Source organism: Blautia segnis (assembly GCF_014287535.1).
GTDB classification, from domain to species: domain Bacteria; phylum Bacillota; class Clostridia; order Lachnospirales; family Lachnospiraceae; genus Blautia_A; species Blautia_A acetigignens.
Genome location: NZ_JACOOT010000013.1, coordinates 15,893 through 29,804 on the forward strand (window position 1 = coordinate 15,893; position 13,912 = coordinate 29,804).

Genomic DNA, 13,912 nt, shown 5'->3' on the forward strand with positions numbered 1-13,912 from the left:
CCCAGGGCAGGCAGATCGCAGGATTGTTTTTTTCAAACAGGTTCCAGGATAAAACGCACTGGGAATGCTTTTATTATAGGCAGTTCTGATGAGGATGTCAATTTTGGGGAAGTGCTCTTTTTGCCTGAAAAGTGTGTAAAAATGGTATTTTAAGTTAATGACAGACAGGCGGGTCAATGGAACGATACCAGTAGCCGCCTTTTCCTTTGGGGACTTTTATGAGCGGGCTTTCTTTAAAGCTTGGGAAGCCGAACATGCCTGCCATGAACTGTTCCTGCTGATCGTAGCTTCCGGGAACACCAAGGATGTACTTTCCGTTTTGACGGCGGCACAGGAGCAGATGTCCGAAGTTGTAATAGCCGTATTGCAGAAAGCGGTTGTTTCTAAGGCCGCATTGTCTTCTTGGGAAGTGTACCAGATCCTGGGGATGGATTTTCCAGCACTGGAACAGGTCGCCGTCTGCGAAGGGGCAGAAGGGCTGACCGAAGGGGAGGGAGTGTTTTTCGGGTTTGGAGTGGATGGACTGTATGTGGATTTCTTCGGTGGGGGACGGGACGTCTGAGGTCTGAGGTGCTGGATTCAGTTCGATTTCGGAACTTGTTTTGGGCTTTGGTTCTTGTAAAATAGTGTTGGTGCTGTCTGAAGAAGAATCTGGACTGCTTACGGGGACAGAAAGTTCTTCTGAAGCGTTTGCCGGAAGTATAGACTCTGCCGACAGAGCGTCACCAGGAATAGGTTCTGGCATATTTGCATGATTGCTTTCTGAATCAGTCTGGTTCGGATTGGTCGTAAATTCTTTGTTGCTTACTGATGCTGGCGGCTCTGTTTTGAAAGTATTGGTTTCTGTCTCTTCTGAAAATTCTACATTCTGCACTTCATCATTAGGTGTGACCTGGCCCAAAGCTTCTGCATTTTCTTTTTCCATCTCAGACTCAGGCACGTTTTCGGCGTCACTGTTATTTTCCATTTCGTTTTGAGGCGATTCTGGTTGAGCAGTTTCCTGTTTCGTTTCTTCCTGTTTATCCTCTTCTGACCTCTTTGTTTCTTCTCCAATTTTCATTTCTTTGAAATTTTCCGGACGGATTGCCTGGTCATCCCATTCTGTGCCGAAAAAGCCGCCGGATTTTGTCAGAATTACCATGCCGCCCATTTTGCCAAGGGCCGTTCCGGAATCTCCCATATTTAATGCATCTGTTTCAATCAGGCAATCAACCCGGTCCGTCTGCGTCATGCAGCTTCCGATGAGAATTCCATTCATCAGACCTTCCTTTCTCAGGAAGCAAAATACCCTGGCCTCTTCCTCTGCTGCCAGCCCTTCTACATGAAGATGAATTTCAATTGTACATATGGAATTTCGGACTTCAACCTTTATAAAACCGCAGTTGTTTTCCTTTTTTCCTTTGCGGTACTCATATACATATGCGATAAAACGGCGATATCCAGCCAAATGACGACCTCCCTGTCCTTTTTATAAGCATTTTCATTTCATTCATTAATGTATATGAAGCTGCGATTTATTCATTCATAAAATTTTTAAATTTTTTTGATTTTTTTCAAATTTTGTGTTGACAAGATGGCATTCTCTATGTATAATATTACTTGTCGTTGACGAAGTGTGGCTCAGTTTGGTAGAGCGCTGCGTTCGGGACGCAGAGGTCGTGGGTTCGAATCCCGTCACTTCGACTACTTGGCAGGGGCGCCGAAAGCCTTGAGAAATCAAGGGTTTCGGTGTTTTTTTATGCTTTTCCCCTTTTTTCAAAAGTGTTCGTAAAGTCATTTTACGGATGTTCGTAAACTCCGCTTAAGGACTCTGCCTGTCTCTGTTTATGTGCTCTGTCAATATGTGTGTATATATTCATAGTTGTTACAATATCAGCATGACCTAACCATTCTTGAATATCCTTTGCTTTCCACCCCTGCTCATATAAAATACAAGCTGTTGAATGTCTCAAGTTGTGAAAGGTCAAATTGGGGTTTCCAAACATGGTCACCATCTTTTTATGATGTTTACTTATGAAATATTTCTTAACTACATAAAGGATAATAAAACAACATTTGGCATTTTATTATGCCAGATGGAAACACACGCATTTCAGCAAGGCATAATGAACAGTGTGCAGTCTTACATACAGTCAATTATCCCCGGATTATCTGATAAATGTGAGGAACAATATATATATTCATTCATGATGCATGGTTGCTTAAATATAATTGTTGACTGGATTAATAATGATTTTAACATTCATTCACATAAACTTGCAGAAATAATATATCACGTATGTAATGTTATTTTAGCTGAACCGGTATCTGATGCAGAAACCAGTACAGCGAATATTAAGTAACCGCCATATACAATATAACCCCTTTATATGCCCTGTCTTTTTATTCCTACAAATCTTCGTGCAGTTTTACATCCCTATTATCTGCCATGCATTGTTTTAAGGCAACGATCATTTTTTCTGCATCCAGCGGCTTTGCAAGATGGACATTCATTCCTGCCAGCCGGCTGTTGATAATATCTTCTGCAAAGGCATTTGCGGACATTGCAATGATCGGAACCCTCATGGCATCCCTTCTTTTCATTTCCCTGATTGTCCTTGCCGCATCCAGTCCATTCATCCTCGGCATCATAATATCCATATAAATTACCCCGAAATAATCTGGTTCAGATTTTTCGAAGATTTCAACTGCTTCCTTCCCATCCGCTGCACATGTAACCTCCATACCGCTTTCTTCCAGTATACATCTGGCAATTTCCATGTTCAGCTCATTGTCTTCCACAACCAATGCTCTCATGCCTTCCACTGAATAATCATCAAGGCTTACCGACTTGTCTGATAAATTACTGTTTTCATCCTGTGTGCCAATTTTGAACGGTATTTTTACAATAACTGTAGTACCAACACCAACTTTGCTCTTCAGTTCAATACTTCCATCCATCCTGTCCACAAGCTGCTTCGTAATTGCAAGCCCCAGTCCGGTGCCTTCATACCTGGATCTGCTTGTCTTGCTTTCCTGAGAGAACATATCAAAAGCATGGGCAATAAAATCTTCACTCATACCCACACCCTGGTCTTTACAGTAGAAAGTAAAAAATGCCCTGCCATCATCCAAAGCTTCTTCCTTACCCCCAACCGTAATCACACTACCCGCCTGACTGAATTTTATGGCATTGTCCAAAATATTCGACAGAATCCTGCCAAGATATACCGGATTTCCAATCAGAGCGATGTGGCTATATGTACCATTTTTCCAGTCAACCTCATACCGGATGCCTTTCTTTGCAGCCCGCTCATCATAAATCTGGTTCAGTTCCCGCAGTACTATTGTCAGATCAAACAAAAGCTGCTGGTCCTTCAAATCTCCGCTCTGTAGTTTATTCATATCCAGCACATCATTTACCAGAGATACAAGATATTTCAGAGATTCCATTGCCTTTTCTCTGATCTTCTGCTGCATCAGAAGATCATCTGCGTACTGATTTCCCATATTTACCATACCGATAATACCGTTCAGTGGTGTACGGATATCATGACTCATAGTTGCCAGAAACCTTGTTTTCATTTCGGCTTCCCGCTTTGCTGCTTCCGCTGCAAAGTTAAGATCCTCTTCACGTCTTTTGGAATCGCTGATACTACGGACCGTACATAAAACATGGGTTACATTCCCAGACTCATCCCGTTTTTTTACAATAAAAATCATCCTGTGCCAGCTGCCATCACACATCCTGTATTCTGTAGAAATACATTCTTCCGTCTTCAATCTTGTGGAAAGTGTAGAAACATCCAGAAAAGGCCGTATCAGCGGACGGTATTCCGGTGCAACCATGGTATCACAAAGCTGATACAGCTTCTCCGATGCACATCCTCTGTTTCCTGTCAGTTTGTGTATTTCACTGTCATTTGATACCCCTTCAAAAAAATCTTTCTGCACATCAATCCTGTAGATAGAACAGTAGCTCTTGGCAATTGCCGAAATTATTTCATTGCTCAGCCGTGTCTCGTCCAGTGCCTGCTTTAACTGATTCTGGATCGTAGTTTCCTTTTCCATGATATCATCAATATGCCGGAAACCCACCAGTGCGAATAAATGTTTCTCATCCTGGTATATTTTGATTGCCTGTGCCTCAAAAAATTCATGCTGGTTCGGATTCGGTTTGCTTCTGTAATGGTAGGTAATGCGCTCCTTCCAGGAAAGCTGTTCCTTCAGATGCCCCGTCGAAATCCAGTCCTTAAATTCTTTTCTCTCTTTTTCATACAGATACTGAACTGCATATTGGTCAGCAGCATAATTAAAATTATCACACTGTTTCAGATTCATTTTTTTGCATTGGTTCCGTCATTCATATGCAGAATCTCAAAGGAACCGGTATTTAATTCCACATAATAGACAGCCGTAAAATCTATACACATCTTGTCCAAAATCCGTTTTTCCGCCGTCTGTTCTTCCAGCGTACGTTTCAGTTTTCTGTTCCGCATATGTCCCATTACAGTCAGGATGAGAAGCAGAACGATCAGCACGGCTATAAAAGCCAACGCAGCCACAGACTGCAGTTGCTTCGGAAATATATACTTAATTTCTGTCATAACAAAACCTCTGGTATATGATCTCTAAACACGCCAATATTTTTTCCCTCAAAAGAATCCAGATTTCCTGCTGTAAGATCCATATTTGAGGCATCCGTATAGATGTAATATTTCTCTTCCCCCATAGGCATATCAGAAAATAACATTTTTTCAGCACGTTCGTCTGTATAGGAAATGCCGCCAAGAATATCAATTTCTCCATTTTCCAGCTGTGTAAAGCAATCTTCCCAATTACCTGTCACGTATTCATAGGTCCATCCTGCGTAACCTGCAATGTCTTGAAGATACTCATAACCATAGCCTCTTCTTTCTCCCTTTTCATTGACTGTATTATAAGTTTCCTCAAAAGATCCTATCCGGATAACATTATCCGATTTTTCTTTAGCAGATGCGGAAACAGGAAAAACAGTCAAACATATCATTGTGCAAAATATAAAGTAACAAAGTTTGAAATTTCTTATATTCTGTACTAATTTGCACTTCTTCATCTTTCTCCCACCCTCCAGGCTACAGTCGCCTGCATCTAAACATTTTTGTACATCTTCCGCAAAAGCATTGGCGATCATTGCAATAATAGGCATTCCATTTCCTGTTTGATACCATCAAAATATCCGACAATTCCTATGTATCCATCTTTCTTTAAGGAAGACCATAAGGTATGCAGTTTCAGATCATACTTTTTAATTTATGCGGTTTTTATGATTTTTTGTCAGCAGTTTTGTGATCGTTCTTTTTAATAGCGGAATATCAATCGGCTTTCCAATATGTTCATCCATCCCGGCATCCAGACATGCTTTCCGATCCTCCTCAAAAGCATTTGCCGTCATGGCAATGATTGGGATCTTTTTGGCATCTTCACGTTCCAACATACGAATTGCTTTTGTTGCTTCCAGACCATCCATGACCGGCATCATCACATCCATGATGATGACATCATACTCATTCAGCTTGGAATTCTGAAATATTTCAAGTGCCTCTTTTCCGTTTTTCGCTTCTGCAATATTCAGATGCTCTTCTTCCAGTATTGCATGGGCGATCTCCATATTAATGGCATTATCTTCAACAAGAAGCACCCGCTTCCCTAGCAGATTCATGCTCTGTGGGCAGCTGTCCTCCTGCGGATCATTGTTTTCCGCCAGATGATCTATCTCAAATGGAACCGTAAACGTAAACGTGCTTCCTACATTTTCTTCACTTTCCAGTTCTATCGTTCCACCCATCAGTTCAACAATATCTTTTACAATCGAAAGTCCCAGACCGGAGCCACTGAAGGTTGTAGTTGACAGTTTGCCCTCCTGCGCAAAAACATCAAACGCATGTTTTTGAAATTCTTTACTCATACCAAGACCGGTATCTGAACATACAAACCGAAAAACAGCCATATTCCCATCATCCGATAATTCTTCGCAATAAACATTCACGGTTCCATGAAAATGATTGTATTTAATCGCATTGGAAGAAAGATTCATTAAAACCCTGCTCAGATGTATCGGACTTCCAATCAAATATCTGTGGCGGATTGTACTTGCTTCCACGCCGCCTTCAAATCTTACACCATTTTCATAAGCACTCATTGCAACAACCGTCAGATTATTACTTAACAGCTCTGCCAGATCAAAGGATTTATGTTCCAACACAAGGGAACCGGATTCCAGTTTGCTGATATCCAGGACATTGTTGATCAGATTTTGCAGATATTCTGTGGACTGAAGTACCTTCTGCCTGCATTCACGTAATTTGACCACATCATTGTTATATTTTTCAGCGATATGGATCATCCCCACGATTCCGTTTAGCGGTGTACGGATATCGTGGCTCATACGCCTCAGAAAGGCTGTTTTTGAAAGATTCGCGCGATGAGCATCTTCCATGCTTGCCTTAAGCTGTTTCTGATACATGAGTTCCCGGGATTTTTCTTCCGTAATATCCCGGGCGACATAAAGCACATCCACAGCGTTTCCCTGTGCATCTCTGCTCTTTACAATAAATCTGGACAGCCGCCATTCTCCGTTTGCTCCCATAAATTCAATCGAAACAGAATTCGTATTGCGAAGTCTCTCTGCCAATGTATCAAAGTCAAGAAACTCTCTGTACTTTTCTCTCCACTCCAGGGCGGCAAATGCTGCTGGAAGCCTTTCCATAACATCATCAATTTTTCCCTTTTGCCCAAGGATTTTTTGCACAAGGTCATAACCTTCCAAAAGTTCATATGTCCGCTCTTTAACATTGGCATATATGATTGTTACATACAGCGTAGCAATTGCGGAGATAATCTCTGTCCTCTTTGTTGCCTCATCAAGAGCCTTTTTCAGCAGTACCGTAGTTTTCAGATTTTCCCTCACACATCCAAGATGCCCGCCAACATCAGACAGCAGTGTAATGGAAATCTCATTCTGTCTCAAATCAGGATTATCTACTCCGATGAATCCATTCATCTGATGATTGGCATAAATCGGCACTGCAATCAATGAACATATTTCCTGTGTTTTTAACAATTCATATTCTTCCGGTTCAGAATATTTTGTTGCTTCCAGATCATGGATCACGATTACTTCCTTGTTTTCAAATCGTTTCACCCAGTTTGGCATCAAACTGACTGGGATTGCCTGAAGATTGTCTATCTCTGGTATCACTCCATCAGCACACCATTCAAATGTATTGCTCAGGCTGTCCTTCTGATCGGTTTCCCAGTCAAAAACATATACCCGGTCTGCCCCTGTATAGTTTCCGATTGCCTGCAGCAAAGAGTGAATGATTTCTGACAACTCCTGCTCATTTTCCACCTGATCCATAAGCGATATCTGATGCAGAATCGTATCCATGCTATGTAATTTTATTTGATAGAGTTCCTGAACATCTTTTGTTTTCATTTTTTATCCCCCGCGACCCCAATGGTATTCCACTAATTCATGAAATACCTCTACGAATCATTCTTTATCAAAATGTACATGTCTCAAAATTGTTTTTATAACTTCATCAATCACAATCGGCTTTGACAAATGTGCCTTCCGGATGAATTCTGAAAATCTCAACAGCAGTCTTTCCATATACTTCTTTACGATAGCCATTCCCAGTCCGGCTCCATGGTACTGCGTTCTCGCACCGGAATCTTCCTGTGCAAATTCCTCAAAAATTTCTTTTATAAATTCCTCACTCATTCCGATACCGGTGTCAGAGATGCAGTAATGCATATTTATATATCCATCCTCACTATTTTCCTGACAATGGGCTTCAAAAGTAATCGTCCCTCCATCCGGAGTGAACTTCACAGCATTACTCAGAATATTGACCAGCACATCACGCAGGCGGACAGAATCTGTGATACTTTTCACATCTGCCGGTACCGGATTGTATTTCACTTTTCCACTTTCCACGCGAGTCAGATCTAATACATCATTGATCAGTGACAGCAAATGTTCTGAACTTTCGTTAATCTTTTCCAGGCAGTTTCTCACCTCACCTGATGGGTTATTTTTTATTGCAATACCGGTAAATCCAATAATCGCATTCATCGGTGTCCTCATGTCATGGGACATGTGTGACAGAAATGCTGTTTTTGCCTTGTTTGCAGCCTGTGCATGTTCTGCCAGTTCCGCCATTTTCTTCACATTCTGCTGGGCTGCCATCTGAGCTTTTTTCCTTGCACTGAGACGCATCATGATCACAGCCATAGTAGTCAGCAGCCATCCAAAAACAAGAAGAACCAAAACAGTAACAACAGGATGCAGACGGATCCAGTCAGCAAATGTCAGATATGTTGCTTTGTATGTAGTATACTGTGCCGCAAGATCTTCGACAAAATTTTCGGGCATGGCATACATTGCTTTCGTCAGAATACCAGCCATCGCATGGTTCTCTGTTGACGAAACTACCATGCGGTAGGTGAATGTAGGCTGTTCCAGCAGCGTATATGTCATGGTGCCCGTAGTGTCACTATTCACAAACGCCTGTGCCATGTAATAGTAGACGAAAGCAGCATTGGCTTTACCCTTACGGACAGCTTCCATCATTTCCTGTCGGGTACTGCACATCAGTTTTTCTGCACCGGGTGCCATTGCATCTGCAATGGAATTTGATGCGGTCTGGTCAATCCCTTATCAAATTTTTTATCCTAAATGTATTTTTTCGTTCCTGTGCTGACTTAATTTTCTTTCACATAACCGATTTCCTTTACACCTACATTTTTATCTGCTCCATTTTTATATTTTAGCAGCCACCAATTATTACCTGCCTGTTTTAGTTTCTTTTTGATCTCCAAAAATGAAAAAAGCATTGTCATTGCAGACAATGCATCTTTAACGTGGCAACTGGCTGCCATTTTACAGGCCCTATAGCTTTGCATCGCAGACTTTCATCTGTTTTGCCGATTTTCTTATTATAGCTTTTAAACGTATGAAAAAAAACTGATTTTATTATACTCTAATGCTCTACTGTATACAAGAAAAACATTACCGTTTTAACGCCTAAAAACAAAAAAAGAACAGCCGATACATATACTCGAACTGTTCTCCTACTTCCGAAGTCCACGCAGCATTGACATTACTGTTTCCTGCTCATTTGTACTCAGATTGTTCCATATCCCTAGAGCGTGTTTGAAAAAGGCTTTCTGCAAGATGTGCGTCACAATTTGTGGGAGATTTTGCCCGGATGAGGGCGTCGTAGCGGGCTACGACAACCGAATTCGGGTGAAATATACCGCAAAGTGGGGCGTGCAGATTGCAGGAATGATTTTTCAAACACGCTCTAGCTGTAATATGCAAAAATGCCCTCTCCGTCGGATGATCCGGCAAAGAGGACAGTAATTTGATTGCTTTCATTATTTTGTTAGAGACTGCTTCTCTCATGTATTCTGCCATCTGCTGGGCTGATCCTGGCAGATGCGGTTCCACTGGCAGTCGCCGCAGATTTCCGGGCGTTTGCCGGAGGCGATGATGTTCTGCTGGACGTACTGGGTGAATTTGGAAAATGGAAGGGTCTGGCCTTCTGTCAGGCCGCACTGGGAAAGTACGGCGTTGTCATAGCGCTTTACTTTTTCAGCTGCCTCGCAGAGTCCCTGACAGTTGTTGGGACAGGCAGAGCAGATTTCGTCTGTGTTTACGGTGAGACAGACGTCTGCGCCTTTTGTAAAAAGCTCCAGCATTTCCTGCATATGGGCTGTAAATCCATTGCTGTAGCCGTTTCCGATAAAAAACGCCAGGCACATCCCGTGATGAGGGCGAATGGGATATGTCTGACGATTCTTATTACTGTAATGGTACAAGCTTGCGTACTCTTCTGGACAGTACAAATGCCAGAGCGATTTTTACAAGGTCAGGAATGATGAACGGAATTACGCACCAGCCCAGTACGGTTCCAAGTCCAACAGCGCCTGTGGTTCTCGTGTATACAACCATGAACCAGATGGTTCCCATTGCGTAGCATACAAGCAGTCCTACAACCATGGAAATGATCTGTACTACAGGCTTCTTGCCCCAGAGGGATTCGATTGCCCACATTGCAAGTGCGGAGAATAAGAAGCCGATGATATAACCGCCAGTGTTATTGAGAAGGATTCCAAATCCTCCGGAGAATCCGGCAAATACAGGAACTCCAATTGCTCCAAGCAGAATGTAAACCAGAACAGCCAGGCTGCCTCGTTTGCCGCCGAGCACACCTACAGCCATAAATACACCGAATGTCTGTAAGGTAAAGGGAACGGTCATTGGAATGGAAATCCAGGAACAAATTGCGATCAGTACGGCAAAGATGGCGATGTAGGCCATGTCGTAGGTTCTTGTTTTTGTTGCGGTTACAGTACTCATAATCTCCTCCTCGGGCATATCCTATATTTCTTCGAATGGTAAATATAGGGATAAGAATTTTGTCAGATACAATCTAACATAGCAGCAAGGAATTGTCAACCATTTATTTGTTTTTGGTTTACAATCCATTTTTCGATGTTTACATATACATTTACCGCTAATTTTTATCGACAAAAATCTCAATTATAACTTTCAAAATCAGGGCAATCATGCTACACTTAGGAAAAGTAATCAGGTGGAGGTTTTTCCCATGGATGTACACAGCATCAGTACCAAATGCACACGCACAGAGTTTGTGGGGACTGCAGTTCTGGATACTATCGGACTTGTGATTTCAGGAGTAGACGATACTCTTTTAAAGGAAATGAATATAGGAACCCGTTACCATACACTTGGGCTTTTTAGTTCCCGTACAGGTGCTGCCGGACAGATCACGGCGGTGGATGATGCGGTAAAGGCTACGGGCACGGAGGTTCTTTCCATTGAGTTTCCCCGTGATACCAAGGGATGGGGCGGACATGGAAACTATATTGTGATTGGCGGAAATGATGTGTCGGATGTGCGCCATGCGATTTCCCTGGCATTGGAGCTGACTAATAAATATGCTGGAGAATTGTATATCAGTGAATCCGGGCATCTGGAATTCGCTTTTTCTGCCAATGCTGGCGGAGCACTTTCTATGGCTTTCAACGCGGTTCCTGGTGAGGCTTTTGGTTTCATGGCTGGTTCTCCTGCGGCAATTGGGCTTGTGATGGCAGATACGGCCATGAAGGCTTCTGCGGTTCATATTACTCGGTATATGACGCCGAGCATTGGGACAAGCCATTCCAATGAGGTGATTCTGGCAATCTCAGGAGATGCCAGTGCGGTGAAGGAAGCGGTTCTGCAGGCCAGACAGATTGGACTGGAGCTGCTGATCGGAATGGGAAGCTATCCGGAAATTCCCGGGGAACCGTATTTATAAATCATCAAACAGGAGGCGGTGACTGAGCACTGTCCCCCGTCACAAATAAACCCAGGAAATCTGCGGCATAATAATCCTGTGATTTCCTGGTTTTGTATACCTAAACACTTAATTTTCTACTTGTTCTCCATTAAAGCAAGTTTTTCTTTTAGAAGCAAAAGTTCTCTTTCCGCATGATCAGCGCGCAGTTTCTCTGAATCTGCGCGCATTTTTTCTGAGTCTGCGCGGCGGCGTTCTTTTTCTGCGTTCATCCGCTCTTTTTCCGTATTTTTCCTTTCCGTATCTCTCCCAGCCTCAAATTCCTCTTTCCGTAGCAACTCTTCTTCCCATTCCCGGTCGTATTCAAATATACTCATTGCAGCCACCTCCACCTTGTTCTATTTTAGCACAGTCTGGTCTCATTAGGAATAGAAAATATATTAAAGATATAAAAAAGGAATGGTTCGTCGAAAATACCAACCATCCCCTGCGGTTTTGATTTACACTAGCTTGGACGTATACGTTCTAAATTTTACATATCATTGCTTTCTTTTCTTTCTCTCTTCATAAAGCCTTTTACGTTCTTCTCGCATTTTAGTTTTTTCTTCCAGTATACGCTCATATTCTTTTCTTTGTGCAAAATCTGTGTCAATAATAACATTCACGCCCCATTCTTTCAACTGATTCATAATTTGTTCTTTCTCTTTTTCATCATTAAAAATAACAAAAAACTGATCAAAAATGTTCAAGGAAAAATAAATTCTCTCGATTGTCGTCATTCGTTTGCCTTTTGAAGTCAATGCTTTATTAGAGAAAAAAATTCCTTCCCAACTTTCCCCCCTTACTACCCCAATGTCTCCATAAGTAATCACTTCGAGCTCTTTCCATTTAAAATTCCTTTTTACTCCAAACCAAGATACGCTTCCCCCTTCTTGATTTAGTTCTACCATTCTTAAATGTGGCAATATCGAGAAAATAACAACACCCATTAAAAGAATACAGCAAAATATTGTCGCCGGATTTTTCAGGCTAACTGGAGGCATAGTAAACGGAAAAAATGCCAGAGGAATAAACATAACTCCATCTGCAACAAATGGTTTTTTTGATAAAATTTTCATTCATACCTCCAATCTGAACTGCTTCTATACAGAACACACATTAGACAATCTATAGTTTTTTACATTTATTTCAAAACGCCTGTGGTTTTCTCAATTTTAACTCTCTGTCTCCAGCTGTCATAAATACATCTTACAATGCCTTTTCCGCCCTTGTCAATATGACTCCAACCACCATTCTATCATTTCAAACCTACATATAAATTTCTCTTTCAACAATTCTGAAATTGTTCAGTATTTCATAAAGTAAAACCAGGAAATCAACAGCATACAATACTGTGATTTCCTGGTTTGTAAACCTAAACACTTCAGTTTCTACTTATCTTGCATCAAAGCCAGTTTTTCTTTCAGAATCAAAAGCTCCCTTTCTGCATTATCCGCACGCATTTTTTCTGAATCAGCGCGCCTACGCTCTTTTTCTGTATTCTTCTGTTCCTCTTCTTTTCCAAGTTCTCTCCCGAGTTTTTCCCCAAGCTCTTTCCCCAATTGCTCGCCTAATTCTCTCCCGGCCTCGAATTCTTCTTTTCGTAAAATCTCTTCTTCCCATTCCCGGTCGTATTCAAATATACTCATTGCAACCACCTCAGCTTTATTCGCTAGGAGAAATTCCCGCAGAATTCCTTCCCGAATGCATTCTTCCACTGCTTTTTCTACCGCTTCATTTAAACTCAGCGTTTTCTTGTATGTTCTTACTTTTGATACGTACTGGGCATATTCTTTCAGGATCTGGCAGCTTTCCATCAGTTTCTGGTTATGGCCTTCATTGATGTTGATTACCAGGACCTTCAGTTCCAGTGCAGGCTCTCCTCTGACGGTTTCATATGCATCGGACAAGCGGTGCTCCATACATTCTCCGATCTTACGGTTCCCGTTGTAGAATACGATAAACTGCGGTGCGGGAATTTTCTGCTGTCTGCTGGAGTATAAAGAAATTCCTTTTTCTTTTATGTACTTCTCGTATTCCTTGGCTATGTACATCAGATCACGCAGCGGGATATTAGGATTGTACGTAGATTGATGCTCCCACAGAAATAAATCTAGATCCAGGATAAATGCCAGATCATTCTTCATACTCATATATATGGCATTCTCCAATGTTACAATCTCCAGCTTGTCACAATCGCTGTAATTTTTCCCGTTCAACGCATTATACAATGACAACAGATTTTTCTTATCCGAAAAAAGCATTCGAAAAATAGTATCCTTGTACTTCCTGTTTGCTACCGGGAAGATGCTCTGCTCCTCCTGCAATCCATTACCAGCTTGTAGTTCCATCATAATAGGTACTCCTTTCCCAGGAGACCTGAACACGCTTATTTCGAAATCTCCTGCTCTTAAATGTTTTTGGATTAAAAGCATAGATTTCTGAAATGTGTTTAGATAATACAAGATAGTGCCAACGCACTTTGATAATTGAAAGAAATATGCTTTGTGTTTATCTTAGCACAGTCTGGGCTTTTTGGAAAT

Annotated in this window: 15 protein-coding genes, 1 tRNA gene, 2 pseudogenes and 1 riboswitch; of the genes and pseudogenes, 4 read left to right on the forward strand and 14 right to left on the reverse strand. The window is 41.7% G+C overall.

The window, feature by feature from the left end; all coding sequences use genetic code 11:
* Positions 1-154: 154 nt before the first annotated feature.
* Complete coding sequence (locus tag H8S54_RS05865; protein WP_021924479.1) at positions 155-1,447, reverse strand: DUF6128 domain-containing protein; 1,293 nt, start codon at positions 1,445-1,447, stop codon at positions 155-157.
* A 162-nt stretch (positions 1,448-1,609) separates the two neighbouring features.
* Here H8S54_RS05865 and H8S54_RS05870 point away from each other — a divergent pair.
* Positions 1,610-1,683 (forward strand) — tRNA-Pro (locus H8S54_RS05870).
* A 95-nt stretch (positions 1,684-1,778) separates the two neighbouring features.
* Here H8S54_RS05870 and H8S54_RS18845 read toward each other — a convergent pair.
* Positions 1,779-1,994 (reverse strand): tyrosine-type recombinase/integrase, encoded by a 216-nt coding sequence (locus H8S54_RS18845; protein ID WP_186901077.1) that lies wholly within the window; start codon positions 1,992-1,994, stop codon positions 1,779-1,781.
* 9 nt (positions 1,995-2,003) lie between these two features.
* On the opposite strand from H8S54_RS18845, the gene H8S54_RS19310 reads away from it, so the two are divergent.
* Positions 2,004-2,342, forward strand: coding sequence for a TetR-like C-terminal domain-containing protein (locus H8S54_RS19310; RefSeq protein WP_408610259.1), 339 nt, complete (start codon positions 2,004-2,006; stop codon positions 2,340-2,342).
* A gap of 46 nt (positions 2,343-2,388) precedes the next feature.
* Here the strand turns inward: H8S54_RS19310 and H8S54_RS05885 are convergent, their stop codons facing one another.
* The 7 genes and pseudogenes from H8S54_RS05885 to H8S54_RS18850 all read right to left on the reverse strand — a co-directional run bounded on the left by H8S54_RS05885 (position 2,389) and on the right by H8S54_RS18850 (position 9,301).
* Complete coding sequence (locus tag H8S54_RS05885; protein WP_186901079.1) at positions 2,389-4,320, reverse strand: ATP-binding protein; 1,932 nt, start codon at positions 4,318-4,320, stop codon at positions 2,389-2,391.
* On the reverse strand, positions 4,317-4,586 hold the full coding sequence (locus H8S54_RS18145) for a hypothetical protein (protein WP_021924482.1): 270 nt from the start codon (positions 4,584-4,586) through the stop codon (positions 4,317-4,319). Before H8S54_RS18145 ends, H8S54_RS05885 begins: the two co-directional genes overlap by 4 nt.
* Positions 4,583-5,167: a substrate-binding periplasmic protein gene (locus H8S54_RS05890; protein ID WP_021924483.1), complete on the reverse strand. Its 585-nt coding sequence runs from the start codon at positions 5,165-5,167 to the stop codon at positions 4,583-4,585. The genes H8S54_RS18145 and H8S54_RS05890 overlap by 4 nt, the downstream gene beginning before the upstream one ends.
* 99 nt (positions 5,168-5,266) lie before the next feature.
* The gene (locus H8S54_RS05895; protein ID WP_186901080.1) at positions 5,267-7,456 is read right to left on the reverse strand and encodes a hybrid sensor histidine kinase/response regulator; all 2,190 of its coding nucleotides are present in this window, start codon (positions 7,454-7,456) and stop codon (positions 5,267-5,269) included.
* 165 nt (positions 7,457-7,621) lie between these two features.
* Positions 7,622-8,677: pseudogene (locus H8S54_RS05900) on the reverse strand (sensor histidine kinase); the annotation flags it as partial.
* Between the two features lie 50 nt (positions 8,678-8,727).
* Complete coding sequence (locus H8S54_RS05905) at positions 8,728-8,904, reverse strand: hypothetical protein (protein WP_021924521.1); 177 nt, start codon at positions 8,902-8,904, stop codon at positions 8,728-8,730.
* Positions 8,886-8,961: riboswitch (cyclic di-GMP riboswitch) on the reverse strand. It overlaps the preceding gene by 19 nt.
* A gap of 178 nt (positions 8,962-9,139) precedes the next feature.
* Positions 9,140-9,301, reverse strand: a complete 162-nt coding sequence (locus H8S54_RS18850) for a DUF6783 domain-containing protein (RefSeq protein ID WP_334298039.1) — start codon at positions 9,299-9,301, stop codon at positions 9,140-9,142.
* On the opposite strand from H8S54_RS18850, the pseudogene H8S54_RS18855 reads away from it, so the two are divergent.
* Positions 9,239-9,388 (forward strand): annotated as a pseudogene (locus H8S54_RS18855) (DUF6783 domain-containing protein); the annotation flags it as partial. The gene H8S54_RS18850 and the pseudogene H8S54_RS18855 overlap by 63 nt on opposite strands.
* Before the next feature lie 38 nt (positions 9,389-9,426).
* Here H8S54_RS18855 and H8S54_RS05910 read toward each other — a convergent pair.
* Together H8S54_RS05910 and H8S54_RS05915 are read right to left on the reverse strand one after the other, a co-directional pair.
* On the reverse strand, positions 9,427-9,846 hold the full coding sequence (locus H8S54_RS05910; RefSeq protein WP_317259486.1) for a DUF1284 domain-containing protein: 420 nt from the start codon (positions 9,844-9,846) through the stop codon (positions 9,427-9,429).
* Positions 9,830-10,387 (reverse strand): biotin transporter BioY, encoded by a 558-nt coding sequence (locus H8S54_RS05915; protein ID WP_021924369.1) that lies wholly within the window; start codon positions 10,385-10,387, stop codon positions 9,830-9,832. The genes H8S54_RS05910 and H8S54_RS05915 overlap by 17 nt, the downstream gene beginning before the upstream one ends.
* Before the next feature lie 250 nt (positions 10,388-10,637).
* Between H8S54_RS05915 and pduB the strand changes: the two genes are divergently transcribed.
* Positions 10,638-11,351 carry a microcompartment protein PduB gene (gene pduB / locus H8S54_RS05920; protein WP_021924370.1) on the forward strand — a complete coding sequence of 238 codons (714 nt, stop codon included), beginning with the start codon at positions 10,638-10,640 and terminating at the stop codon, positions 11,349-11,351.
* Positions 11,352-11,467: 116 nt separating this feature from the next.
* On the opposite strand, the gene H8S54_RS05925 is transcribed toward pduB, so the two are convergent.
* From H8S54_RS05925 to H8S54_RS05935, 3 genes are all read right to left on the reverse strand, one after another.
* Positions 11,468-11,707 (reverse strand): hypothetical protein, encoded by a 240-nt coding sequence (locus H8S54_RS05925; RefSeq protein WP_173766537.1) that lies wholly within the window; start codon positions 11,705-11,707, stop codon positions 11,468-11,470.
* Positions 11,708-11,869: 162 nt separating this feature from the next.
* Positions 11,870-12,448, reverse strand: coding sequence for a hypothetical protein (locus tag H8S54_RS05930; protein ID WP_186901081.1), 579 nt, complete (start codon positions 12,446-12,448; stop codon positions 11,870-11,872).
* Between the two features lie 312 nt (positions 12,449-12,760).
* Complete coding sequence (locus H8S54_RS05935) at positions 12,761-13,720, reverse strand: RpnC/YadD family protein (RefSeq protein WP_408610260.1); 960 nt, start codon at positions 13,718-13,720, stop codon at positions 12,761-12,763.
* Positions 13,721-13,912: the final 192 nt, after the last annotated feature.